The organism is Candidatus Thorarchaeota archaeon (genome assembly GCA_021498125.1).
Classification (GTDB): domain Archaea; phylum Asgardarchaeota; class Thorarchaeia; order Thorarchaeales; family Thorarchaeaceae; genus B65-G9.
In genome coordinates this window covers 148,786-172,865 of sequence record JAIZWL010000001.1, presented here as the reverse complement: position 1 = coordinate 172,865, position 24,080 = coordinate 148,786, and the positions used below count along the sequence as shown (strand labels likewise).

Genomic DNA, 24,080 nt, shown 5'->3' with positions numbered 1-24,080 from the left:
ATGTCTGTGGAGGTCTACTCAATCGGCAAAATCAATATCGACGTATGCTTAAGAGTAGACCAACTTCCCAGACAAGAGGGCCATTGGACGACCAATGAGGGATGTATTTCCGCAGGGGGGTCTGCTGCGAATTTCGCTTCACAGATGGCGCGGTTGGGAGTAAAGACAGGTCTCATTAGTTGTGTGGGAAATGATATCCACGGACAAAATATGCTCCGGGATTTCTCCAAGGTGGGAGTTGATACAAGCAACATTCTTGTTCTTGAGAACCAGCCAACGGGAGTTTTTGTCACGATCTCGGATAGAACGGGAAAACAGATGGTGATAGCACAACCGGGGGCGAATCGATTCGTTGAGAAACATATCCTCGATGAAACAATTTTGGGCAAGGCTACAGTGATACATATGACAAGTGGGTTCCCAATGATGGCCAAACAGGCTGCTGAAATCACGACTAGGAATGGAATCATCTTTTCATATGATCCAGGTCACAATGCAGAAAATATGAGATTCGGAGAGATCTTACCCCATACGGATCTTCTGTTTGTAAACGAGAGGGAGCTCAAGACCTATCTAGGTCTCGAACCAAAAGAAGCGCAACTTAGAGCGTTTGCAAAGACGTTTCCAGGCATTCTCATTGTCAAATTGGGAGAGAAAGGTGCAATTGCGACCGATGGCTTTGAATACTGTAAATCACAGGCGTTTCCAGTAAACGTGGTTGACACAATTGGAGCGGGAGACTCTTTTGCCGCAGGTTTCATAACAGCATGGTCGCGGTCAGAAAGAATAGAACAGGCACTTCATATGGCCAATAGTGTTGCAGCACTCACGATTCAGAAACGTGGAGCACAAAATGGCCAACCGACCCTTGATGAAGCCGCATCACTTCTGGCCAAGCATAATGTGTCAATTAACTTGATACTCAGAACGTTTAGACCAAAGAAACATAGGCGCAAGTGAGTAGGACCACATAATACGTGGGTAGTATTCCATTTTTTGTTAATACAATACAGTAGTGAGAATGATACTAGAAGGTGTAAATAATGCATCCACTCCTAGAAGAGGTTCTAAGCAGTCCGTCAGGTGGAAGAAAAGACATTCATACCAGTAGACTATCCCGTCGCGGAAGCAAAAGGGAAACTACTGATGAAGAGTTGGCAGATCTACTTCATTCAGTTACTGCAAGAATCCTTGTAGTTGGCGTAGGAGGCGCTGGAAATAATGCCATCACAAGACTGATGGAAGTGGGCGTTGAAGGCGCAGAAACCCTTGCTGCAAATACCGATGCACAGGATCTCTATTATTGCAATGCTCATCACAAGTTACTTCTAGGACGAGAGAGATGTGGCGGTTTAGGAGCTGGGAATAACCCCGATGTGGGGCAGGCTGCCGCCTTGGAGACCTATGATATGATAAAGGAGTCCGTTCAGGCGGATCTTGTATTCATAACTGCGGGAATGGGAGGAGGTACTGGAACTGGTGCCGCCCCATTAATAGCAAAGGCCGCAAAAGAGAATGGAGCTCTCACAGTAGCGATTGTCTGTCTTCCCTTTGAAGTTGAAGGGAGCACACGAAAGAAAAACGCAACTCGTGGACTTAGTGATCTCATGGAACATGTTGACACACTCATTGCGATCCCTAATGAAAAACTTCTAGAGATTGCACCGGATCTTGCCCTTTCTGAGGCATTCATGGTCGCTGATGAGGTATTGGTACGTGCGGTCAAAGGAATTGCCGAATTGATCTCGCGACCAGGGCTGGTGAATCTTGATTTTGCAGATGTCAGAACTACAATGCGAAATGGTGGAGTTTCGATAATTGCACTGGGTGAGGGACAGGGCGAGGACAGAGCTGAAGAGGCTGTATACAATGCACTTCAGAACCCGCTCATCGACGTATCTATTGAGAATGCACGTAATATTCTCATAAACGTCAGTGGCAGTGCAGACCTTCAGCTTGCTGAGGCCAAGAGGGTTGTAGAGCTTGTCACAGAACAGGTCAATCCTAATGCAGAAGTGATCTACGGTGCATTGATAGTCCCAGATCTCGAGGACAGATTACGAGTGACCATCATTGCGTCAGGAGTGAACTCACCATATATCTTCGATTCCGGATCGGAGCCAGTACGACCTCTGGCCGATGACTTTGAGGACGACCTGGGTCTTGCGAAAATCTGATCTGATAGCCATTTGACCACGCAGGAAGCATTAAAAGCCAACCACGGAAGAATTCATACAGGCCTGTAGTTAGTTGACCAAGCCGCAGGCAGGAATGAGCAGCTATGGGAATCAGCCAGTTCGTGAATGATAGTAGAAGAATCCTCAAGTTGGCAACAAAGCCCTCCAAAAAAGAGATGTGGATGAACACAAAGGTCAGCATTCTGGCAATGTTTCTTGTAGGAATGCTTAGTTACCTCATCCAAGTTCTCATGACCATTATCACAGGCAATTGGGTTGGCACATAATTCTCAATGGCATCATTGAGTTTAATTAAACGAGGCACTCAAAATGGCTCCTAAAACAAGTATATTTGCAGTTCGAACTACAATTGGACAAGAGAGAAGCGTGACTGATTTGATCACCACAGCAGTGGTCGGAGAGCCTGATATTTGGGAGTGCCCATGGTGCAAGGAACAATTCACTTCAGAAGTGCTCACGAAAGAACATATGAAAAAATGTCCGAAAAAGAAAAAGTCTGGTGAGCCAAAGCTTGTTTCTCGCAACCTCTTAATCGGACGTGTAAAAGCGATTCTCGTACCTGAAACCCTCCGAGGGTATGTATTCATCGAGACCGAAGAGTATCGTGATGTGGAGATTGCCATCTCAGGAGTACCCCATGTACGCGGTAGAGTTGGTGGCAAAGTCTCCCTAGATGAGATTGACAAATATCTCATACCTAAACCAGCAGCAGAAGGAATAGCTGTCACCGATATCGTGGAGATCATCTCAGGTCCATTCAAAGGTGAACGCGCCAAGGTCACACGAGTGGATTCCGCAAAAGAAGAACTCATTGTGGAACTTATTGATAGCCCTCATACAATCCCAATGCGAATCCATGCGGATTTCGTCAAATTGGTTGAAAAAACAGTACATGAAAGGAAAGAGGAGCCTTCTGGCGAGGGTGCAACAGAGGAAGAGGAAATAGAAGACGAAGACTCATTCTGGGCACGCAAGGATTAGACAAGAATTATTCAAATCTACTAATCATTTCCGTCACTCCGCAATCCTTAAAACAAGACTCCCAGTGGGCTGCTCAAGTCCCTTAATTTGACATAGACGCAGAGACGTTGTGTCAGGGGTGCAGAAAGATGATAGAGTATGCAGTAGATATTGCTGGACTTGATACTACTTCTGTCCTGCGAGTCGACAACATTGGTAGCGTTGCGTACGTACCAAGGGAACTGCATCAGGAGTCGTGATTGTTTTGGGTGACAAAATAACCGTAGAAGCTCTAGTTGAAGGTGGCAAGGCCTCTGGAGGCCCACCGATTGGCCCTGCACTGGGCCCAACAGGAGTGAACATATTTCAGGTCGTCACTAAGATCAATGAGGTGACCCAGCCCTATACCGGACTGAAAGTACCAGTCAAAATAATTGTAGACCAAGAAACAAAGTCATTCGAGGTCGAAGTCGGTGTTCCACCGACAAGCGCACTCATCCTAAAAGAGGTGGGAGCTGCAAAGGGGTCAGGGACACCAAATACGGATTACGTTGGTAATTTGACGATCGACCAGCTAAAGAATGTAGCAAAAGCCAAGGAGTCAGAGCTGTCAGCGCTCGATATGAAGAGCGCAGTAATGATCATCTCAGGAACTTGCGTTTCGATGGGAGTCACTATTGAGGGGAAACCCGCAAAGGAGTTCCAAACAGAGGTTCGTCAGGGCACATGGGATGAACAGCTCGCAGAGCCACTGAGGGAGGAATGAAGCAATGTCGTTCAATATTGACAAGATTGAAGCCGCAGTGGCAGAGGCTAGGGCAAAAGGAAAGGAACGAGGTATTAAGTTTGAACAGAGCTTTGACCTTGCAGTCAACTTCAGAAAGAGAGAAGTAGACGTATCCAAACCCGAGAACCGGCTCAACCAAGAAGTGATTCTCCCTCATGCACTCTATCCACCAGCAAAGGTCTGTGCATTTGGAGATGGAGAATTCGCAGAAAAGGCAAAGGCTGCTGGAGCCGAAAAGGTGGTCTCGAAAGAAGAAATTCCCAAATTGGCCGAGGAAAAGAAAACGCGCAAGGCATTAGCAAAGGCATATGATTTCTTCATTGCCTCTATCGATTCAATGCCACTCGTTGGTAGATACCTTGGGCAGGTACTTGGTTCAAGGGGCAAGATGCCAAAGCCATTCCCACCTCAAGCCAATCTGGAGCCCATCGTGAATCAATATCATCGCACTGTCCGAGTTCGAATGCGGAACACCCCGACCTTCCATGTGAAGGTGGGTCATGAGCGTATGTCAGATCGTGAAATCGCAGAGAATGTGACTGCAATCCTCGGATTTGTTGATGGAAAGGGACAGCTGGACAAGATTGGGAATCTTGTAATCAAGACGACCATGGGGCCATCGGTCAAGGTGACCTCGTGGAGGTGATTCTAATGGCAATCCAAGAACGCCATGTACCACAATGGAAGATAGCGGAGGTCCAGAATCTCGTTGATTCTATCAAGAAGAGTAAGATGATAGGTCTCGTCAACGTAGAGGGAGTTGGTGCCAAACAGCTTGACAATATCAGAAAGAGCTTGCGAGGCAGCGCGACCATACGAATGGCAAGAAACACTCTGATGATCAGAGCACTCAAAGCGGCCAAAGTCAAGGGTCTCGATGAACTTGTGAATCATGTAAGAGGACCTGTCGCCTTTATCTTCAGTGACCAAGATCCTTTCATTTTAGGCAAATTCCTTAGTGAGAACAAGACTTCGGCCCCAGCAAAGGGAGGCCAAGTGTCGCCAAAGGACATTATCATTCCTGCGATGAACACGGGTGTCGCACCTGGTCCGTTCATCAGCGAATTGGCGGCATTGAAGATCCCATCACGGGTCAAGGGTGGAGTGATCCATGTTACTGAGGAAACTGTTGCCGTCAAGGCGGGAGATGTCATCTCCAATGCGATGGCACAGATGCTTGCAAGACTTGGAATAGAACCAATGGAACTCCAACTGAAACTGGTAGCGGCTTACACGGACGGTTCTGTACTTACAGGTGAGAGCCTTGATGTTGACTTGGAGAAATTATTCCAACAGGTCATCATGGGACACCAGTATGCGATCAATTTGTCCATTAACAGTGGATACCCGACTACTGAGACCATCCCACTGATCATCGCCAAGGCAGACATGGAGGCAAGAACCCTTGCTCTCAATATTGACTTCTTTGAACCGGACCTATTGGCCCAGTTCCTAAGCAAGGCAAATGCAGAGGCACTTGCTCTCTCATCCGTGCTGGCTGAAAAGAATCCAGACGCAATACCCTCTGAAGTCCTGAGTCAGGTTCAGGCACAAGCGGCCAGTGCTGTTGCAGCATCCACAAGTGAGTCCGCAACAGAAGAAAAAGAACCTGAAAAGGAAGAAGAGGATGAAGACGATGCTGTAGCAGGCCTCGGTGGCCTGTTCGGATAATCAAAAAGAGGTAACAAAAATGGAATATGTATATTCGGCCCTTCTGCTCCACAAGGCAGGTAAGGAGATTGACGAAAAGAACATGGAGGCCGTTCTCACCGCAGCAGGCGTTAAGGCGGACAAGGGTAGGATCAAAGCCCTACTCGCTGCCCTCGAGGGCGTTGATATTGATGAAGCCCTAAAGAGCGCAGTGGCTATGCCTATGGCAGCCGCTCCTGCTGCTGGTGCAGGCGCCACCGAGGCAGCTCCTGGAGCCTCTGAGGAAAAGAAGGAAGAAGAAGAAGAAGAAAAGGAAGAAGAGTTCACAGCTGGGCTTGGTAGTCTGTTTGGATAAACGAGCTGGGCGAACTTCTTCAAAAGCTCCTATGTGTTCAGAGCGAGTGGGCTGAACCCTGCTCGCTCCTCAACATTATTTTTTCTCATTTCGACTGCTACACACTCGTTAATGCAAATATAATTCGGAGATATATGCCACGCGGAAAACTTTATGTCTGCACAGCTTGGCACTAGAGTCAAGGGCCCGTTGCCTAGTCTGGACCCGGGAAAGAAACACTTGCCTGGGAGAAGAATAGGGCGCTAGCCTTCTATGGATTCATGCTATGTATGAGTTCGTTGACAGTTAGAGGTCGCCGGTTCAAATCCGGCCGGGCCCGCCACTTAATTTTCGAAGATCATCGTACGAGAGAGCCAATCAGGCAATGGATAATCGAGCCGTGACTCTACATCTGCAACATCACGCAATTGCCCACCGGCCTTTATTCGAGCAGCGCGCTTGGCGCCGATACCAGGGATACATCGCCATTGCGAGAGACTTGCCGTATTAGTTTTGAAGGGAAACGGAAGCACTGTGACAGACCGGGGGCCATGATCTACAACGAATACATCGGTCATAGTATAACTGGTTCCATCGGAGGGCATATGACAGAGTAGTGGATAGGAAGCAAGTGGCCTAAGCAATAATGCATTACCATCTTGTTGTTCCACAAATGCGGAGTGAATAATGGTTCCATGTGGCGCAACTCGGCGAAGCATTTCGAGATCGATTTTTTCTCGTATCTCAGACTTGTGTCGAAAGAATTGGTGGCGTTTCAGGCGGGTTCGATGGTGTGTTCCAAGGCGAGTGCCACCAAATCCAATCACCTGACGGATGTTGATCCGTCGCACCAGTAAATCCTCTTCAAGTAGAGTCTCAAGAAAAGTCATATTGTATTCCAGGGTCCGTGCGCTCTCACCGGGGAGACCGTAAAGAAGGTTAATGCCGGGGAGAAGATGAGGCAACTCCCAAGGAGGGGCGCTTCGTCCCACCTCATTAATGACTTTAACAGCAGTAATAGCCTCCTCCATATTGACTTTCAAGTTATTCCGTCGAATGACCTCTGGATCCAGTGATTCGATACCAAAGGCTGCAACATCACCGGTTGTATGATATTTGATTATGCTTTTTGCAACCTGACGACTCTCATCAGGATGGTGAGCGATGGTACCAGGATTTACGTTGTCAATATGCAAGACACGTAAATCAGGTGCAACCTTGCGAATCTTTGAGAACAACTCTTCAATCTGTGCAGGTACAGGGGTGGGAAACTCTTCCTCACCGATCTCCGAGGAGCCGAAAGTAAAGAGATCAGCCTGTCGCCCAACACGAAATGCCCGGACCCCAAGATCATATAGAATTTCGATTTCATGTACAATGTCATTGATACTACGCATCTGAGGCAATCCATAAGCTGGTTCCACACAGAAAGAACAACCACCAGTTACGAACCGTGGGCACCCACGATAGGTTTCGATCTCGCAGAGGATGTAGCCACGTTCTATCCCGGGATATTGTCTTACAATCTCGGCACCGCGTTGAATGTAGGGTTCAATCTCACTTGGATCAGTGCGTCTGAAACCCAAATCAACAGAAGAAAAATCATCGGACTGAATCGCTTGGGCGATGACCAGTTCAGAGTCGCCGTGCACAATATAGTCAAATGGTGGTGACAATACATCGGATGTGAGGGAGACCTTGCCACCCTCGCGACCAACTCCAAAACGGCCCCATGGACCAACTAACACCTTAGGAATAGACGATAGACGCGGCTCTGAAAAGAGCTCTTTGGCCTCTCGAACTGAGATAGGTGTGCCTCCGATGTATTTACCGGGAACTATCATTCCCGCAATGAGAAGTACAGCATCGGCAGTGGCCCAGATTCGCCATGCTCTCTCGAAGCTCTCGCGGACTTGATCGATGGTCTGGTAGACAATCTCAGCCTGTGGTGCATGGCTCCAAATAGCACCAGCAATATACCGGGGATAGATGCTCACATATGGGGGCACTCCCAGACATGTGGGCTCGTCCACATAGCCATCTACCAAGACAATACGCTTCAGTCATTTCCACTCCATGAAACTATCATAACCAGTAGCAGGAATCGGAACTGGACCATCGGGACTTTGCCAAGTGACACCTGTACCCTCAACAACACGGCCTATGGCACGTAAGCCAAAAACCCCACTCTTGGCGATCTCCTGTGCCGTAGACCACTTGTCTTGTGGAATTGTTAGAACAAGAGCAAACTCCTCCCCGCCTGTTAAAACCAATGATAGGAGATCCAGGCCATGCTTCTTCGCAAACTGGCTGACACCACCAGCTATTGGAAGCTTGTCAAGCTCGAAAGCAACACCGCTTAGCTCGGCCATCGTGTTTAGTGTGATGCCAAGACCATCACTACTATCCATGGATGAGGTCACCGCATGCGCACGAACAAGATTTTGAACAAGGGTGTAATCGATAACAGGTTTGAAGGCCGCAATTGTGGCACGCTGCGCAAGAGATCCGTCCACGTTAATTCCTTTAAGCAGCATCTGAAAGGCCACAGCGGTCAGTCCAAAAAGACCACTAACGGCAATGACATCCCCAACTTGTGCACCGCCACGCGCCACGATCTCGTCGGGGTGGGCGACACCCATGCCCACTCCAGTCAATACAACATCCATTGCGGTTCCAGTGTCCCCTCCAATGAAGGCAATCGAATTTTTGATACAATATTGTGAAAAGCCTCTGATAATCTCTTGTGCCAATTGTTGATCATACTCAGGGGGGACCGAAAGGGAAAGCATCATAGCCGTTGGGGTCACACCCTTAGCAACTATATCGCTCATGGTCATGACAGCCAGTTTTCGTCCCATCTGTGCATCCGTCATTCCAGGTAGCCGATCTGTGGAGGCCACGAAAGTATCAACATTGATCACTACATGTCGATGTTCATCAATAGGGAAGTCAGATGCATCATCATTCCATGGCAATCGAGAGCCAGGCAACCTGCTGACTAGCCCGGAGATCATCCGCAAGAATTGTCGTTCACCAAACTCGTTAGTCTTCATTGCACTTCAGCATTGCATTGTGTAGGACCATCATAAAGTTTTATAACTCACCCCAAGCCACTTACGCCGAAAGAGAGCCTCGGTGGCCTAGTGGTTAAGGCGTCTGCCTCGTAAGCAGAAAACCGCGGGTTCGAATCCTTTGTGGATTACACATCAGGCGAAATTCCCGCCCGGGGCTCCAACTCATTCTATTCGTACTGTAAATTCATCTCGTAGGTTGTGCAGACTTGCATAACATTAAGTACAGAATTTACCATGAAATTAAAGACATGAGGTGAAAGAAATGAAAAAACGTAAGAAAAAAGACAAGAAAGGCGCACGCACGAAACCACTCCCCCCTTTTGAGTGGTTTGCAGCAGCAACCAGATAATACGGCCATAGGCCAAAGCGGAACGATGGTAGTATTACGTCTACCATCAGAATCCGCAATACTTGTTTTACAGCCAAATACAAACCAAGATCACCAGATTGAAAGAGGAGCATATTCTATGCTGCTTGAAGTAATGACTTACCACTGACGCAGATCTGAGAGGAACAAGTCCGAAAAGATAAAAAGCCTAACGTGAGCGACTAATACACGGCGCCGGAACAATGCGGAGGTTGCCAAGCCAGGTCAAAGGCGCCAGGTTGAGGGCCTGGTTCAGTAGTGATTCGCGAGTTCAAATCTCGCCCTCCGCACCATTTGGACCTTCTTCTGCAATGAGCATCTTGGCTTCGGGCAATCATATTTCTACAGGATAAACTCCCATCTGAATGAAAAGGCAATGTATAATTACCAATATGTGTGAGCTAGGTCGTGTACTCACAGGTGGATACAGAGCATGACCTTGAAAATAGGAATCGTTGGAACCGGTAATATGGGTCGGATTCATGCACGCGTTTTAAACAATCAACGTTCGCTTGCAGCCGTCGCCGATTTAGATGCCGTTCGAGCTAGGGCCATTGCAGACATTTACGGAGTCCGAGCCTTTGATAATATAGAGTCCATGCTTGATGAGATGAACCTTGATGGGATTATCATATCCACTCCAACATCAACTCATGCATCAATCGCAAAGATGATCGCTGAAAAGTATGATGTGAAAGGAATCCTTATCGAAAAACCTCTGGCCAGCACGTACAAAGATGCAAAACATGTAGCTGAATTACTAAAGAGAAAAAACATCAAAGCAATTGTATCGCACTCTGAAATCTATAACCCCGTTGTTGACAGAGCACTTTCATTAATTCATGATGGCGCTGTAGGCGATATCAGAACGGTCATTCATGATCGAAGGGGTTTTGTTCCACCTAAACGAATTCCATCATTAGGAGACATCTTTGAAGACATCGGGGTCCACGATTTTGACATTATGGCAAGGGTCAGCAGTGGATCTGCTACACTCTATGCTCAGTGTATCACCGAACAAGGGGTCTACAATTCAGCCACTGTCATTGTTAAATTTAAGAGCGGAAAGGCACATGTGTTCCATCTCTCACGACAATATGTTGGACGAAAACGATCGATGGACGTTTCAGGTACAAAAGGAACACTCTCAATTGATCTCTTTGGACAGATAATCAAGGTGCAAGATTTGGACAAAGCACCATCAGCAGATAGTCGGACCATTAACTTGCCCGAGCGAGGCGCAACAATCAAGGTCTACGGCGAACCAGTCGGAGAGGTCATCAGCGATTTTATCAAAATAATAGAAACAGATAGCCAACCACGTGTTAGTTTAGACGACGGTGTTGCTGCCCTAAAGGTCGTTGAGGCCGCAAGAGAGAGTGCAAAGTTGGGACGAATCGTTGATGTGGAAATTCAAGCGCGAGGCTGAGGGCGCCCAAGAAGATGCGTTCGCTCAGCCCCAATGATCTCCACAGGTAGATGTATACCCACCTCAACGTCTTCGGATATTATTACTGGAACGTAGGAGTCAGTACGAGCAAGAACGCCACCACGCGAAGCGTGATCGGTTGTCAGGACCAATCCAGACCACCCGAGCCATGCTTGATGGTTCTGTAAGACCAGATCGTGAACCAAGAGGGAGAGTCGGCGACTGCGTTGTTTCTTGAGAGAGGTATCTACTTTATTCTTGGCCTTCGAGGCGCTTGTCCCGGGACGATCTCCATACTTGGATATATTGACAATCTGGGGGTGGGTCTGCCTAATGACCTCAATAGTTGCCTCAAAATCAGCATCGGTTTCGCCAGGAAAACCAACAATGATATCTGTTGCAATAGAGGCCTCTGGAAATCTCTTGCGAATAGTCTCGACCACCATAATCCATTCTTCAACAGTATATCTACGGCGCATGGAACGTAGTATGCTGTTACTACCAGATTGAACAGGAATGTGAAAGAACTTGAAGAAGTGGTTTGAGCTCATGATATCAAGTAATTGCGATAATGAATCAAGTATCAAGTTGGGATTAAACATACCCAGTCTGAAACGATGCTCCCCTGGAATTGTATCAAGCCGTGCCAAGAGATTCACAAGGGTCTCACCAGAATCATGACCAAAGGCACCCGCATCCTGCGCAGTAAGCCGAATCTCACGATAACCATTATGCACCGAGCGAAGAGCGACCTGAAAAATCTCGTCAATAGAATAACTACGTACAACACTCCGCGCCAAACGAACCGCACAATAAGCGCAGTTTCCAAGACAGCCCTCACAGATGGGGATGGTACAGATTACACTGTTGGGAGGACCCTCAAAATACTGTAATTTAGAGGACATATCAGACGTGAGATGCAAGATCCCACGCTGCCCTTCAAGGACTTGCAATACTATTGGCCCGAGGGAATCAATAGATTGTGGCCCAAGGATAGCAGCAAAATTGGGAATTGCTGCCTTAACTCGTGATAATGATATCTTTGGAAGACAGCCTGTCACAATGACAGGAACACCACATTTGGACAATTCACTTAGCCGAAAGATGATTCTGTCTTCGGTAGGTTCTTTGACACCACACGTATTGACGATGGCAACATCAGCCTCCTCAAGACAATCCACCCGTTCTGCACCCATTTGATGAAGACGACCAACCATCATGTCCGAGTCTGCAGCATTAAGTGCACATCCATAGGTTTCAAGATAAAATCTCACAGTAAGAGTCACCTACCGCCCTGTACATGAGGCAGTATTGAAACCTCATCGCCATCGTGCACTATAATATTCATTCCGCCAAGTGTATTCACATCGTGCTTGTTCAGCATGATAATAAAATTACCACTCACATGAGACCCATTCATCAGTAAATCACGAAGTGGCGGCCCGAACTTATCAATGACATGCATAATCACATCATGAACAGTGGCACCAGCGTTTACATCAATAAGGATCTCACTAGACTCGCAGACCCTACGTACTGGGCCAAAACATTTGAATAGAATTTGCAAGACGTGGACCTCCGCTACAATTTATCTTCCTGCATCCGCAGTACCAGTTCTTCTACAAGGGCCTCAACCGTTTCGATGATAGCATCTATGTCTGATTGCGTTGCATCATTGATGTGTATCCCAACGGTAGTAATGACCGACACGCCTAATTTTCGGGCCAGCTGCTCTGCGACTCGACCAGAGAGGACGTAATCCTTGTGTCCCGGCTGTGACACGGTGCTCACACTTACAGTATCGGTTATACGAAATGGACTTTTCGAAACAGAGGCTACTGAGACCGAACCGACATGGGGGACATCACCGCCATAAATAGTCACAAGTAAATCGCTGCCAATCCATCGTGACTCGATATTGATGAGATGTGGTCCCGCCCGTCGTTCGAGTTTCATAAAGGAATACCTCAGTTCGATCCAATCGGTCAGTCAGTGCCCTGATCTTTTTCGTTATACATTCTCCATGACAGTGTCAGTGTACTTGGATGTGCGGCCTTGTATTCGTCCAACAGAGGCAAGGCTGTGCGTGTCGGCGCATGTGTGACAATGTCTGGTGATGTATGAGCCTCATCAGACACCTGTTTCATTGCGGCTATGAACAGATCAAGCTCGCGTTTTGATTCGGACTCGGTAGGCTCAATCATGAGAGCCTCATCTACAATCAAAGGGAAGTAGACAGTTGGAGCATGTATACCAAGATCAAGAAGACGCTTTGCAACGTTCATAGCAGTGACTCCAGTGTCCTCTTTGAGGCCCGAGGCCGAGATCACGCACTCATGCATTCGGGGATCATCTTGGGAATAGGGCAATGAGAAGCCCGGAATCTGTTTGACATGATGCGCAACATAATTGGCATGCAAGACAGCAAGCTCGGAGGATCGTCTGAGACCAGTGGCCCCAAGTGCATAGATGTATGCATATGCACGAACAAGCACCCCAAAGTTCCCATAGAATCCATGCACTTTACCAATGGAGCGGGGACGATCATAATCGAGATCAAAAGAACCATCATCTACACGAACAATCCGCGGAATTGGGAGAAAATCTTCTAGTTCGCTCTTGACACCGACAGGCCCCGCACCGGGACCTCCACCGCCATGTGGGGTCGAAAAGGTCTTGTGAAGATTCACATGGACAACATCAAAGCCCATATCACCGGGACGAACGATTCCCATGATAGCATTCAGATTAGCCCCATCATAATAGACCAGACCTCCTGCATCATGGACAATACCAGTCACTTCCTCAATGTTCTTTTCAAAGACGCCAATGGTGTTTGGATTGGTGAGCATCAATCCTGCAGTCTTTGGGCCTGCTGCCTCTTTGAGCGCATCAAGATCAACGAGACCTTCATCATTAGAGGGGATCACAACAACTCGATAGCCAGCCATTGTTGCAGAGGCGGGATTAGTACCATGTGCTGCATCAGGAATGAGCATCTCATTGCGTGTATCCCATTCTTTGGTCACCTGACGATGATACTCGCGCATAAGCATGACCCCAGTGAATTCGCCATGGGCGCCGGCTGAGGGCTGAAGGGTCACAGCATCCATCCCAGTGATCTCTGCGATCCAACGCTCAAGTTCCCACATTAATTCAAGTGCACCTTGAGCAGTCTTAGGATCTTGATGCGGGTGAAGCCATGCAAATTCCGGCATCTCGGCAACCACTTCGTCGATCAGTGGGTTGTATTTCATTGTGCAGCTGCCCAGTGGATAAGTACCAACTGTAACTGCATAATTCATCTGTGAGAGCCGTGTAAAATGACGCACAATCTGCTGTTCAGGAACATCAGGAAGATTGGGAGGAGCCTTACGATGGAGAGCTGACGGAATTATAGAATCAAGATCTCCAACTGACTCTTTTATTTTCAAGTCAACGGGGGGAATCGTGTGGCCCACTGTTCCAGGGAGGGCCAGCTCGAAAATTAGAGGCTCGGCCCATCGTGCTTGATGAAACTTGCCCATTTATGCGACACCTCCAGTAATGACCGCCTCGACAGCGGCAATCATTTTGCCGATTGTTGCGCGATCATGAAGTTCGGTCACTGAGAACAACATGCTCTCCCCAAAGTCGGGAAAGTCTTTTGATAGGCACTTGCCACCATGAATACCCTGTGCCAGTAGGCCTTCATGGACCTCTTGTGCCGTGATGCCCTCGAATTGAACTACAAAGTTTTTCCAGATAGGACCACCAATTGCGGGAGAGGTCACACCTTGGATTTTGCCAAGTTCTTTTGCAGCATAGTTGGATTTGAACGCAATTGACTCAGCAATGGCGCGTATTCCGGTAGCACCTATAGTAGAGAGATAGATCGCCGCGCGGACCGCCATTAATGCCTGATTTGAGCAAATGTTACTCGTTGCCCGCTCTCGGCGAATGTGCTGCTCACGTGCACTTAGCGTGAGAACAAAGCCACGTTCATGAGGCTCTTCAATGGTAGTAGTTAGTCCAACAAGCCGACCCGGCATCTGATAAATCAATTTTCGGTCATTTCTACACGCAAAGACACCCAATAATGGTCCTCCGTAAGACATCGGGTTCCCAAGTGATTGCCCCTCGGCTATTGCAATATCGGCATTATAATCACCAGGCGGACGCATGATACCTAATGATAGAACATCGACCCCAGCCACAAGAAGTGCATCATTATCATGTACAATGGAGGAGATTTCATCAAGTTGGGTTTCGAAGAATCCAAGAGGGCTTGGCGACTCCACATATACACCCGCAACTGTAGAATCTAGCTTGGACTTCAAGTCCTCAACAGACATGAGACCTGTATGAGAATCATAATCAATCACATCTATTTTGATTCCAGCAGGGGAAGTATATGTTTCAAGAACCTGCTTATAGGTGGGATTGATAGTACCAGGAACAAGAAACCTGTTCCGGCGTCGTTTGACACGTATCACCATACGTGCCGCCTCCCCTAATGAGGTTGAGAGATCGTAGAGACTGCTATTGACCACATCCATTTGAAGAACTTCGGCCATGAGGCTTTGATACTCGAACAGGGTCTGCAACATACCTTGACTAATCTCTGGTTGATAACTTGTGTATGCTGTTACAAACTCCGAACGCCCTCCCAGCGAGGATACCGTGGCGGGGATATAATGAGGAGCAACACTTCCACCAAGAAAAGAAGGCGTATCAAGCAAAGTTGAGTTATTTTTTGCCAGCTTTTGCAGACGGGCCAACACCTCATGTTCACTATGTGGTGTAGGCAGATTCAAGTCTCGATTCAACCGGAACTGTTTGGGTATATTGGTAAACAGATCTTCAAGAGATTTAAGGCCCATTGACCGTAGCATTTCATCTTCGTTCTCCGGGGTTGTCGGAAGGTAGGGATGTCTTAACGTCATGACCAACATCACCAGCCATTATTGGCGATATAGAGGTAAACAGGCTGTCTCAGATAGCCTTTCGCTTATGCACAACCTGCGTATCCAGAGCCACTAAGAATCATTTTTAAATCCAACAGGAATAGCAACGAATACCTCTCGGAGACAAGAAAGAATGAAGAAATGGCTCATGGAGATTATTGCATGTCCTGACCCCGACTGCAAGAGCAGCCTGCAGTTGGAGATCTTCGATTCACATACCGAGGAGATTGATGGAAAAGAACAGGAAGAGATCGATGAAGCGCTCATCACGTGTCCCAAGTGTGGACGATGGTATCCGGTCATTGACGGGATTGCATGCATGTTGCCTGACAATCTTCGGATGACCAGAAAGCAGCATACTGAAGAAACACACTTTCTCGAGCGTTGGAAAAATCGAATTCCGAAGGGAATATTAGAGAAAGGTAAGCCTTTTGGCCTTGCTGAACCTCAATAGATGAAATATAGCCCCGTGGTGTAGTGGTCCAGCATAGCGGGTTTTGGCCTCGCTGACCCAGGTTCGAATCCTGGCGGGGCTACCACTCTTTTTGCAGATGTGAGCGTGGTATGCAGCAGAAGATACCTGCTGGAAATCTTACTCAGAGGTGCGCTCTTTGATGCTGGGGATTTCAGCATCTTCGGCAATATGCGTTCTAAATAGACGCTTGACTTGGGAGAGAACCAGACGTTCACCATTTACAAGTACATCAACTGCAACATGATCTTTCAGGCCAGTAGTAGATATTTTCTTCTGCAACACTGCTTGGACTTGGAAGACTCCAGCCGGATTATCCATTGCAACAGTGATTCTTAGAGGAATATCATCACCCGGTTCCAAAACCACATCATTAATTGCAAGGGCGCTAACTGAGTGAATATCCACTTTCCCCTTCTGATAAGGGATAATCGTCCGACCTTTGGTCATATCGCAGCCATCACCTAATTTGGTCATGCCAGCTTCAAAGGTCAAGCACATTGTATCATCATCATGCGCATAGATACCATGGAGTGCAAAGGACAGTATATCCGTGGCCTTACCAGGATTGTCATAGAGATCAGCCAGTTTTGATTCAAGAATGGGTCGTGCAAGTTGAACTGCTGCTTGAGGGTGCTCTTTACGATGGATGACCATACCAATGTCATGGAGGTATGTTGAGGCAAGAACAACCATTCGCGAATCGTCAATATCACCAATCCCCTCGGCAACAACATTGGGGATAAACGATTTCTCAAGAATTTCAAATGCCTTCAGCGCATTCCATGTTGCCACCTCTGCATGGATAGGACCATGATCAGTATAGCCGAGTCGTGAAACCGCCATTCTATTAGCAGTGCGGAGATATGATTGGACTCGTGGTGAGTTCTTTAGATATTGATACATCTCCATAGCCTTTGTTCCTGGCTGCAATAGATCCAGAACCTGTATTTTCGACCTGTCAAAAACAATTTTGGTGTTCATCATATTTCACCAACAAGAGACATAAACGAGGTGAAGAATAGGAGATAAGCATTATGGAATAAACCAATAAAAAGAGAAGTGAGCGGAGGAGATCCTCCGCAGTAGTCAAAGAATTATTGATACTAAATTTCGCCAGCTTCTTCTTGAAGGCTCAGAAGAATACGGTCTATCGCGGTCACTGACTGCTTGACGGTCTTGAGATACTCTTGACGTGTTTTCTCAAATGCGCCACGACTGATCTTCTGTTTCTTCTTTCGAATGAGCAATTGACGGAGCCCGGCTTTTGCACCTTCCATCCGTTCCTCTTGGAGCTCGAGCTGGCCTACGACATCACGATATCGGGATCCATATGTGATGAGCTGCCCCTTTAGAGTAGCAAGCTTTGTGTCAAGCTCTGCAAGCTGCGATTTAATGTCACGTTCGCGTTTCATGAACTCGCGCTTGGAAACTTTGCCTCTTTTACGTGAGGACTCAAGTTTGTCAAGATCGAGGTTCAACGCAGTCTTCTTGGAGTACAATTTCGCGAATTCGCTCAGCAGCTCTGGTGGTGCGCCACTCTGATACACTGTGGAACCGGTTTCTGCAGAAATACCTTCTTCACCCTCTGCAACCATCTTGACCTTTCTAATTGAAACATATGCAGCTGCAACAAGGCCGAGAATTAGAGCAATTGCTAATGGGCGGGCCATGATTGCAGGAGTCAATTGATAGAGGAGAGTAAGTTGGGGTGTGTTTTCCTGCGTCGTATTATATACCGTGTATCTCAAGGTCGCATCAAAGACTCCATAGAGAAGCCTATACCCATCAGAGGGGCGAAGAGGATTGACTCCAATAGGCACAACTACATCAATTGTATGGCACGTGACTAAAATCTCATCTGTGGTCGCCATTGGGATGGTAAGGAGTTCGCCGTCACCAGTCTGCGTCTGATACTCAGGGAGATATAGGTTAAAGTCCACACTGAATGTATACTTGTAACCTGGCCAGAACCCGCGATCGCCAAATCTATCGCCTTTGAGATTTATTCGTTGATTAAGGGTTTCATTCCAGTCATGCTCTTGAGGCATCGACCCCGCGAGAATTCCAACATCATCATAGATTTTGATGTTAGTCGCATATGCAGGGAATTTGAAACTAATGTCGAGTTCCTTAGAGGGGCCTATATTTTCAATGTGAATTGTTTCCTTATAGTGCAACCAGCCCCACGGATCAACTGTGACTTGTGTAGTTCGAGTGGCTACAAGCAATGGTGTGACTGAACTCAAGACAATATCGAAAGTATCTATGGTCATAGGCGCAATATTGTAGTATACACCCTCTGGATTGACACCACTGTGCAGGGAATCACCGCTGCGAAGCGCCATGGAAACAGCAAGTCTCTTGATGATATATGGAAGAACAGGGGCCTTAAGGAATTTGAATTTGTAGAGGTTATTATCAAAGTCGGTAATTATGTGCAAGGAGTGGAGGTACATAGTGACAGTAAACTCGTATCTGTCACCGGGTTCTACAGGAGTGGAGAGAATGACCCGCCAATGTAACATTCCATTATTCGCGGGAAGTTCTACAATTTCCAGTGGGTTCTCTGATGAATCAGACGCCTCTACGGAGAGGAAATTAGATGTGTATTCACAGGGGAGATAAAACTCAATTGCAGATATTGGTACTGCATTAGAGTTGTCAATGACGAATGCATCTGTAATCTTGGTAGTATGATACATCAATGTGGCAATTGTTCGACTGACTGAAACCGATGCACCCATTATTGGGATATAGGGGATAGTCACTGTAATGTTAAACGAAACCACAGTCGTCGAATTGGATCCGTCAGTCGCATTGAACCATATAACATGCTGAGAACCAGACTCGTATTCGGAAACATCAAGCGTGTATTCCCAAAAATCAGTCTTAAAATTATAATGAAGACTGGTCCAACTCTCATTATCAAGCCGAAATCCGGCCTTGCGAACAATAGTATCATCGCTAGCATTTAGTTGTAGAGTCACAAGCCACTCAAGTGTACCATTTTCCTTTGGTGTGACGGGATCAATTATCGGGGCGGTATCAGGAGTAAATCCAACAAGCAATGGATGTGCCCAATCTGTGTGACTGTTTGGTAGAGTAGTTAAATCATCAGTAGCCCCAACTAAAATCACAAAGGGATAACGAAGGGTCGTTGAGTTCAAAAGTGGAATGTCATCGGAATCGGTACTATTCAGTCGAATAAAGTATTCAATCTGTGTGATAGTACCTGTGTCACTGGCATTTGCTGCAATAATTCTGCTCTGGTTTCCATCAGTAGCATGATCAAGCGTCTTGATGCCGTGTGCATCGGCATAAACAATCTGACTGCTATCAGCAGGATTGTCAGAACTGGGGCCGATCTGCTCCACTGTGACCACAAACTCGAGATCTTCACCATACATGTGGCTACCTTCGGGATAACCGAATTCGGCAGGAATGATGAAGTGTTTTGTCTCGCCCACACGCATTCCTAATAGTGCGTCCTTGTACATATCAAGCAATGATTCCTTGTAGAGAGGAGTGTCAGAAGTGCCATCGGGAGCATAACCTTCCTCAAGTTGTGTACCATTACGTGCATAAAGAGTATAGTGCACCCGTATAACTGAGGTATTAACTACTCGGGGGTAGGTTTCATGTGGGGTCCCAGGGGCACAGCCAAGAACAACATCTGCATTGGTGATACCCTCAACGGTATAGTTCTCACCAGGATGCTTCCATGCGAGGCCAACCCAGCCAGATGTCTGTGCTTCAAGTCCCACAAAGAGAACCGAAGAATTATGCTCCATAAATACGGTGACCCCAGTTGTAGAATCTGTAAAGTTGTAAGCATATTCGGTGGGATCGATAATACCATCCGCATAGCCATAGTGCGTGTCCACATACGGAATAGACACATTGACGTCTGATGCTGCAAGTGATCTCGAAGGCTCTCTAATTGCCGTTGTCGCCGTTGATAGCATACCATTTGGGTCTGATGATACAGACGCCATCATAAGGCCATTGACAACGAACATAGTCAATAATGCAAGAGTCATAATTCGTCTACGCAGATGGTTCAACATGTATCACCCTGATGCAATACGTTGGTTTCTCTAAAGTAGAGTATGGATTGTACTGCAAACGCTGCGCCCCAGCATTCAGGGCAGTTAAAATAGTTTCGGAGGATTAAGGGCTGTACTGGTCAGGCGTCGCTCCGAAACTATAAAATGACACGACGTTATCCGAGTGGCCCGGAGTGAGCCAAGATTGTTGTTGATCATTGCAACAGGGATCATTGCATTCATTATTGTATTATTGACAATGCCGAACACCATTAAAATGCTCAAGGAAAAGGGGATCACTGGCACCGATGTCCATAAGATAGAGAAGCCGGAAGTCGCAAAAGGCGCGGGATTTGTGGTGCTCTTCGCAATCGTCACATCGTTACTAATCATAATCGGAGCAACAACACTTGGAAATGGAAGCGTTAATCCGGGGTTACTGGCCGCACTAGTGTCCATTCTGATGGCTGGACTTATCGGTCAGCTTGATGACGACTTTGACTTTAGAAATAGAACAAAGATCATCTTACCACTAATTGCATCTATCCCAATGGCGGCAATGCAAGTGGGAACCTCAACAATGAGCATTCCGTTCATAGGTACGATTAATCTGGGGATTATTTACCCCTTAGTTGTGATTCCACTCCTGATGACATTCATCATTGATTCTACAAACATGTATGGTGGTATGAATGGTCTTGAATCAGGACTGGCGGCAATCAATTCATCTGCGATAATTCTCTTTGTGCTGTTCTCACCATTTTTCTCGCATGAGAGTATGTCATCGACCAATTTCGATGCAGGAATCATTGCAGGAGCACTACTTGGTGCCACTCTGGCATTTTTAATATTCAACAAGTTCCCTGCAAGAGTACTTCCCGGTGATGTGGGGAGATTACCGATTGGAGCAACAATTGCGGCCGCGTTGATACTTGGAAACATGGACAGAATGGCAATCATTCTCTATTTCCCATTCGGGATCAACTTTATCCTGTTCATCATCTACAAATTATACGTTAAGAGAACAGGCATCGAATATCAAAAATTTGCAACCCCTCGTGAGGATGGAACGCTATCGGTAGTGGGGCCGTTCACCATGTATTGGGTCTTACCGCATTTCATGCGAATTGATGAGAAACGAAATGTTCGTCTACTGTGGTTAATTCAGGCAATAGTTGCGTATGGCGCCGTGGCTGTATTGTTGATAGGCATACCACTTGGCATAGGCTGGATCTAATGTAACTTCGCAGGCAAATATTGATCCACTACAAAATCAATCCCATGCCTGCTAAAGGCCTGTTGCTCGGCCTTTTGACGAAGTTGGCGAAAGGCACGAATTTGCGCCTGACATTCATCATCGGAATATCGAGGGTCGCGTGCCAGCTCATCTAAACGACGAAGATCAGCATCGTTCATAGGTTCGGTCGGAAGACCATACTTTGTGATATCAGAGGGTGTGACACCAATCCATTGAGCGTCAGGTACAGTCAATCCTTCAACATGAGCTGCATTAGCACTGCCGGAGATTATCACCCGGGCAATATGCATCCCCCAAGGATCACCATCAGTAAATATGAAAACAGGCAATTTGAGAGAGTCGTGAAGACGCCGCATTAATCGCCGGGTAGAGCGGGGTGCCTGTCCACCCAAATGTACAAGTATGGCGTGAAACTTCTTCCATGCATTGGTCTCAATCAAACGTGAGAACATACCCCCCGATTCGACTGCAAGTATTATTCTTGCATCAGTATGAATGGGATCGGCTGTCACCAATGCCGGACCTATAGGAAGACCATCAGGACTAATTGTCAGATCAATCTCTCGACCCTGATAACCTGCAACGGTATAACGCATGATCACAGGACCATAGATAGAAGAATGCTCCTCAGGAAAGATACCGAAGTCTTCACGAGCCAGACCAACTACACATTCTAAATCAGCAACTATTCGATCCGATTCCGCTTGGTCTTTGAAGGATATTCCAAATGCCTCACTTGAATAGTAAAGGTCACGAAGAGAACTTGTGCGCCCGGACTTGAGAAGTTTCTTTGCATATGAGGCAACCCATAGAAGCTGCGTAAAGCTTCGTATGTGGCGGAGATTACTCGAGTCTCGTACAGATGTAGCTGGGCCTAGAACAAATTGATTCTTCTCTGTATCAAAAACAATGTTCGAGGTACCTCTATCAGGCAGTTCAATCTTGGGAAAAGTGTCCTGTTGAATCTTTGAGATTATATTGACCCCAAGGCTTCGGAGGCGTTCAATTGCAGTATCACGTTCACTCATCGTCATTCACCTCGAAGAGGGATCGAACCAATGGATCAATGGAGGGAGGGGTGCATTCTGCAAGTTCGGCACCAAAACGCACAACCAATTGAAACATTCGTTCAAACTCGCGCCGTTTCCGCAGGTCGCGAGAGGCCAACCTATGTTTACGAGAATGACGACCCATCTTACGTCCAAGCTCTCGGAAGAGTGCCAGCGTCGCCACCTCTATCTCGGGAATATGCGCGATCGATTGTTTACCAGCTGCTCGATACGGTATTCGCGTCGAACACAAGTGAATAAACAAAATTGGAGGCCCAAGATCAAAGATTCCATAACGATTCCAAGAGACCTGCTTCAGAACCTTGGTGAGAAGATCGTCCCCTGCATCGTATAACAGCGGAACACGATTAGCAAAACGAACCAGATCAGGAACATCATTGGCACTACGATGAGTGGAGGCAATAATGAGCGCCCCTTCGATAATGAAGGGATTTCCAGACCATTCCAAAGGCCCCTTTGTAGAGTAAACGATCTGTTGCGGAGTAACAAGACCATTAAGCGCAGCAATAAAATGATCCTTACCAATGGGGCTGAGACAGGCACTATCGGGCCGAGTAAAACCATCAAAGTTCCGTAGGGTGCTGCTAAGGGTGACCAATTCGTCTCGTGTTAGTGAATGAGCTAATCGTCTTGGATCCAGACCTATGAAACGCAAAATTCGTCCAGCAGTACGAATACCCACCTGTTGGAATGAGCGTATTAGGAACTCGTTCAAAGTTAGATCACTACTTCTCATGACCAGACGCTTCAAGAATTCCACATCAGCAGCACGAGGGTGAGGCAGTACAGAAGAGGGGGGCCGAGGAAGTTTATTGACCCATGGGCCCACAGTCAATGGAGGATCGTCTTCGATCTGTAAGACCAATTTTGCATGGGGCGATCCTATAGATGTAAGTTTGATGTAGTCAATAATGCGTTCTTTGGAGCGGCGCAAATCGGCCTTTAGATCAATTGAAACAGTCGTCCCAGAGGTGGGCCTATCAAGGGCGATAGACTCGTCCACAACTGGTCGATTCGACTCGATATCAATGAACACCTTGAAAGAGCGACCGCCGGATAGACCCTGCTGTGTATGAATGCGAGTTGGCCTGTTAGTAGTCATTTGCCCATAGAGGACTGCCATTGTCACACCGAGCCCAAAGGTGCCGCGACGCTGTCTAATGTCATATTTACTCCCGTAGAGAACTCGACCAAAGGATTCCGGCACATTTGCAGCAGGGATTCCAATGCCGTTATCTGAAACCATCACTCTGTAAATACCAATATCAATGCGCGAGATTGTGATGTGCACCAGTGGAGCAACGGATATCTCTTCACAGGCATCAAGACTGTTTTCTACTAGTTCGCGTACTGTAGAAAAGAGCGCCTGAGTGGGATTTCCGAATCCCGCCATCTGACGATTTCTGTAGAAGAACTCTGCGGGAGAGATGCTGCTAAATTTGTCCGAGTCCCGGTGTGCCATTGCAGACCAAATATCCTAATT

The 24,080-nt window shown here is 47.0% G+C and carries 22 protein-coding genes and 4 tRNA genes; 15 read left to right on the top strand and 11 right to left on the bottom strand.

The genetic code is table 11. The features are described from left to right. The 9 genes from K9W43_00945 to K9W43_00905 all read left to right on the top strand — a co-directional run bounded on the left by K9W43_00945 (position 1) and on the right by K9W43_00905 (position 6,272). Positions 1 to 960: a carbohydrate kinase family protein gene (locus K9W43_00945; protein ID MCF2135785.1), complete on the top strand. Its 960-nt coding sequence runs from the start codon at positions 1 to 3 to the stop codon at positions 958 to 960. Positions 961 to 1,043: 83 nt separating this feature from the next. After that, positions 1,044 to 2,177: a cell division protein FtsZ gene (gene ftsZ, locus K9W43_00940; GenBank protein ID MCF2135784.1), complete on the top strand. Its 1,134-nt coding sequence runs from the start codon at positions 1,044 to 1,046 to the stop codon at positions 2,175 to 2,177. A gap of 104 nt (positions 2,178 to 2,281) precedes the next feature. Next, positions 2,282 to 2,464, top strand: coding sequence for a protein translocase SEC61 complex subunit gamma (locus tag K9W43_00935; protein ID MCF2135783.1), 183 nt, complete (start codon positions 2,282 to 2,284; stop codon positions 2,462 to 2,464). Positions 2,465 to 2,507: 43 nt separating this feature from the next. Continuing rightward, a complete protein-coding gene (locus tag K9W43_00930) occupies positions 2,508 to 3,179 on the top strand; it encodes a transcription elongation factor Spt5 (GenBank protein ID MCF2135782.1) in 672 nt (223 codons plus the stop codon). 244 nt (positions 3,180 to 3,423) lie between these two features. Further along, entirely contained in the window at positions 3,424 to 3,924 is a 501-nt protein-coding gene (locus K9W43_00925) for a 50S ribosomal protein L11 (GenBank protein ID MCF2135781.1), read from the top strand. Between the two features lie 4 nt (positions 3,925 to 3,928). Continuing rightward, complete coding sequence (locus K9W43_00920; protein ID MCF2135780.1) at positions 3,929 to 4,591, top strand: 50S ribosomal protein L1; 663 nt, start codon at positions 3,929 to 3,931, stop codon at positions 4,589 to 4,591. A gap of 5 nt (positions 4,592 to 4,596) precedes the next feature. After that, on the top strand, positions 4,597 to 5,616 hold the full coding sequence (locus K9W43_00915; protein MCF2135779.1) for a 50S ribosomal protein L10: 1,020 nt from the start codon (positions 4,597 to 4,599) through the stop codon (positions 5,614 to 5,616). Positions 5,617 to 5,635: 19 nt separating this feature from the next. Beyond that, entirely contained in the window at positions 5,636 to 5,950 is a 315-nt protein-coding gene (gene rpl12p / locus K9W43_00910; protein ID MCF2135778.1) for a 50S ribosomal protein P1, read from the top strand. 182 nt (positions 5,951 to 6,132) lie between these two features. Continuing rightward, positions 6,133 to 6,272: transfer RNA gene (locus K9W43_00905), tRNA-Arg, on the top strand. A 1-nt stretch (position 6,273) separates the two neighbouring features. On the opposite strand, the gene K9W43_00900 is transcribed toward K9W43_00905, so the two are convergent. Together K9W43_00900 and thiL are read right to left on the bottom strand one after the other, a co-directional pair. Next, positions 6,274 to 7,977 carry a radical SAM protein gene (locus tag K9W43_00900; GenBank protein MCF2135777.1) on the bottom strand — a complete coding sequence of 568 codons (1,704 nt, stop codon included), beginning with the start codon at positions 7,975 to 7,977 and terminating at the stop codon, positions 6,274 to 6,276. A 15-nt stretch (positions 7,978 to 7,992) separates the two neighbouring features. Further along, positions 7,993 to 8,985: a thiamine-phosphate kinase gene (gene thiL, locus K9W43_00895; GenBank protein ID MCF2135776.1), complete on the bottom strand. Its 993-nt coding sequence runs from the start codon at positions 8,983 to 8,985 to the stop codon at positions 7,993 to 7,995. 76 nt (positions 8,986 to 9,061) lie between these two features. Between thiL and K9W43_00890 the strand changes: the two genes are divergently transcribed. From K9W43_00890 to K9W43_00880, 3 genes are all read left to right on the top strand, one after another. Continuing rightward, positions 9,062 to 9,166: transfer RNA gene (locus K9W43_00890), tRNA-Thr, on the top strand. A 412-nt stretch (positions 9,167 to 9,578) separates the two neighbouring features. After that, positions 9,579 to 9,666 (top strand) — tRNA-Leu (locus K9W43_00885). 140 nt (positions 9,667 to 9,806) lie between these two features. Continuing rightward, entirely contained in the window at positions 9,807 to 10,802 is a 996-nt protein-coding gene (locus tag K9W43_00880; GenBank protein ID MCF2135775.1) for a Gfo/Idh/MocA family oxidoreductase, read from the top strand. Here the strand turns inward: K9W43_00880 and K9W43_00875 are convergent. Genes K9W43_00875 through gcvPA form a run of 5 tightly spaced genes read right to left on the bottom strand, consistent with a single transcriptional unit; the run spans position 10,787 to position 15,727 of the window. Beyond that, a complete protein-coding gene (locus tag K9W43_00875) occupies positions 10,787 to 12,076 on the bottom strand; it encodes a tRNA (N(6)-L-threonylcarbamoyladenosine(37)-C(2))-methylthiotransferase (protein MCF2135774.1) in 1,290 nt (429 codons plus the stop codon). The two genes, K9W43_00880 and K9W43_00875, sit on opposite strands and share 16 nt — an antisense overlap. Before the next feature lie 8 nt (positions 12,077 to 12,084). Then, positions 12,085 to 12,369: a MoaD/ThiS family protein gene (locus K9W43_00870; GenBank protein MCF2135773.1), complete on the bottom strand. Its 285-nt coding sequence runs from the start codon at positions 12,367 to 12,369 to the stop codon at positions 12,085 to 12,087. 14 nt (positions 12,370 to 12,383) lie between these two features. Next, positions 12,384 to 12,758, bottom strand: coding sequence for a hypothetical protein (locus K9W43_00865; GenBank protein ID MCF2135772.1), 375 nt, complete (start codon positions 12,756 to 12,758; stop codon positions 12,384 to 12,386). A 29-nt stretch (positions 12,759 to 12,787) separates the two neighbouring features. After that, on the bottom strand, positions 12,788 to 14,329 hold the full coding sequence (gcvPB, locus tag K9W43_00860) for an aminomethyl-transferring glycine dehydrogenase subunit GcvPB (protein MCF2135771.1): 1,542 nt from the start codon (positions 14,327 to 14,329) through the stop codon (positions 12,788 to 12,790). Then, positions 14,330 to 15,727: an aminomethyl-transferring glycine dehydrogenase subunit GcvPA gene (gene gcvPA / locus K9W43_00855; protein MCF2135770.1), complete on the bottom strand. Its 1,398-nt coding sequence runs from the start codon at positions 15,725 to 15,727 to the stop codon at positions 14,330 to 14,332. Between the two features lie 154 nt (positions 15,728 to 15,881). Between gcvPA and K9W43_00850 the strand changes: the two genes are divergently transcribed. Further along, positions 15,882 to 16,202 carry a hypothetical protein gene (locus K9W43_00850; protein ID MCF2135769.1) on the top strand — a complete coding sequence of 107 codons (321 nt, stop codon included), beginning with the start codon at positions 15,882 to 15,884 and terminating at the stop codon, positions 16,200 to 16,202. A 9-nt stretch (positions 16,203 to 16,211) separates the two neighbouring features. Continuing rightward, positions 16,212 to 16,287, top strand: a tRNA-Gln gene (locus K9W43_00845). 53 nt (positions 16,288 to 16,340) lie between these two features. Here the strand turns inward: K9W43_00845 and K9W43_00840 are convergent. After that, a complete protein-coding gene (locus K9W43_00840) occupies positions 16,341 to 17,207 on the bottom strand; it encodes a hypothetical protein (GenBank protein ID MCF2135768.1) in 867 nt (288 codons plus the stop codon). Positions 17,208 to 17,326: 119 nt separating this feature from the next. Further along, on the bottom strand, positions 17,327 to 20,263 hold the full coding sequence (locus K9W43_00835) for an FKBP-type peptidyl-prolyl cis-trans isomerase (protein MCF2135767.1): 2,937 nt from the start codon (positions 20,261 to 20,263) through the stop codon (positions 17,327 to 17,329). Positions 20,264 to 20,474: 211 nt separating this feature from the next. Between K9W43_00835 and K9W43_00830 the strand changes: the two genes are divergently transcribed. Further along, entirely contained in the window at positions 20,475 to 21,506 is a 1,032-nt protein-coding gene (locus K9W43_00830; protein ID MCF2135766.1) for a hypothetical protein, read from the top strand. On the opposite strand, the gene K9W43_00825 is transcribed toward K9W43_00830, so the two are convergent. Both K9W43_00825 and K9W43_00820 read right to left on the bottom strand, forming a co-directional pair. Further along, positions 21,503 to 22,555: a DNA topoisomerase IV subunit A gene (locus tag K9W43_00825; protein ID MCF2135765.1), complete on the bottom strand. Its 1,053-nt coding sequence runs from the start codon at positions 22,553 to 22,555 to the stop codon at positions 21,503 to 21,505. The genes K9W43_00830 and K9W43_00825 overlap by 4 nt on opposite strands. Continuing rightward, positions 22,548 to 24,059 carry a DNA topoisomerase VI subunit B gene (locus tag K9W43_00820; GenBank protein ID MCF2135764.1) on the bottom strand — a complete coding sequence of 504 codons (1,512 nt, stop codon included), beginning with the start codon at positions 24,057 to 24,059 and terminating at the stop codon, positions 22,548 to 22,550. The genes K9W43_00825 and K9W43_00820 overlap by 8 nt, the downstream gene beginning before the upstream one ends. Positions 24,060 to 24,080 lie beyond the last annotated feature (21 nt).

Bases quoted from the DNA above. Each gene is read 5' to 3' on its own strand.
- K9W43_00945 (MCF2135785.1), top strand. From the start codon at position 1: ATGTCTGTGGAGGTCTACTCAATCGGCAAAATCAATATCGACGTATGC.
- ftsZ (MCF2135784.1), top strand. From the start codon at position 1,044: ATGCATCCACTCCTAGAAGAGGTTCTAAGCAGTCCGTCAGGTGGAAGA.
- K9W43_00935 (MCF2135783.1), top strand. From the start codon at position 2,282: ATGGGAATCAGCCAGTTCGTGAATGATAGTAGAAGAATCCTCAAGTTG.
- K9W43_00930 (MCF2135782.1), top strand. From the start codon at position 2,508: ATGGCTCCTAAAACAAGTATATTTGCAGTTCGAACTACAATTGGACAA.
- K9W43_00920 (MCF2135780.1), top strand. From the start codon at position 3,929: ATGTCGTTCAATATTGACAAGATTGAAGCCGCAGTGGCAGAGGCTAGG.
- K9W43_00915 (MCF2135779.1), top strand. From the start codon at position 4,597: ATGGCAATCCAAGAACGCCATGTACCACAATGGAAGATAGCGGAGGTC.
- rpl12p (MCF2135778.1), top strand. From the start codon at position 5,636: ATGGAATATGTATATTCGGCCCTTCTGCTCCACAAGGCAGGTAAGGAG.
- thiL (MCF2135776.1), bottom strand. From the start codon at position 8,985: ATGAAGACTAACGAGTTTGGTGAACGACAATTCTTGCGGATGATCTCC.
- K9W43_00880 (MCF2135775.1), top strand. From the start codon at position 9,807: ATGACCTTGAAAATAGGAATCGTTGGAACCGGTAATATGGGTCGGATT.
- K9W43_00865 (MCF2135772.1), bottom strand. From the start codon at position 12,758: ATGAAACTCGAACGACGGGCGGGACCACATCTCATCAATATCGAGTCA.
- gcvPB (MCF2135771.1), bottom strand. From the start codon at position 14,329: ATGGGCAAGTTTCATCAAGCACGATGGGCCGAGCCTCTAATTTTCGAG.
- gcvPA (MCF2135770.1), bottom strand. From the start codon at position 15,727: ATGACGTTAAGACATCCCTACCTTCCGACAACCCCGGAGAACGAAGAT.
- K9W43_00850 (MCF2135769.1), top strand. From the start codon at position 15,882: ATGAAGAAATGGCTCATGGAGATTATTGCATGTCCTGACCCCGACTGC.
- K9W43_00840 (MCF2135768.1), bottom strand. From the start codon at position 17,207: ATGATGAACACCAAAATTGTTTTTGACAGGTCGAAAATACAGGTTCTG.
- K9W43_00835 (MCF2135767.1), bottom strand. From the start codon at position 20,263: ATGACTCTTGCATTATTGACTATGTTCGTTGTCAATGGCCTTATGATG.
- K9W43_00825 (MCF2135765.1), bottom strand. From the start codon at position 22,555: ATGAGTGAACGTGATACTGCAATTGAACGCCTCCGAAGCCTTGGGGTC.
- K9W43_00820 (MCF2135764.1), bottom strand. From the start codon at position 24,059: ATGGCACACCGGGACTCGGACAAATTTAGCAGCATCTCTCCCGCAGAG.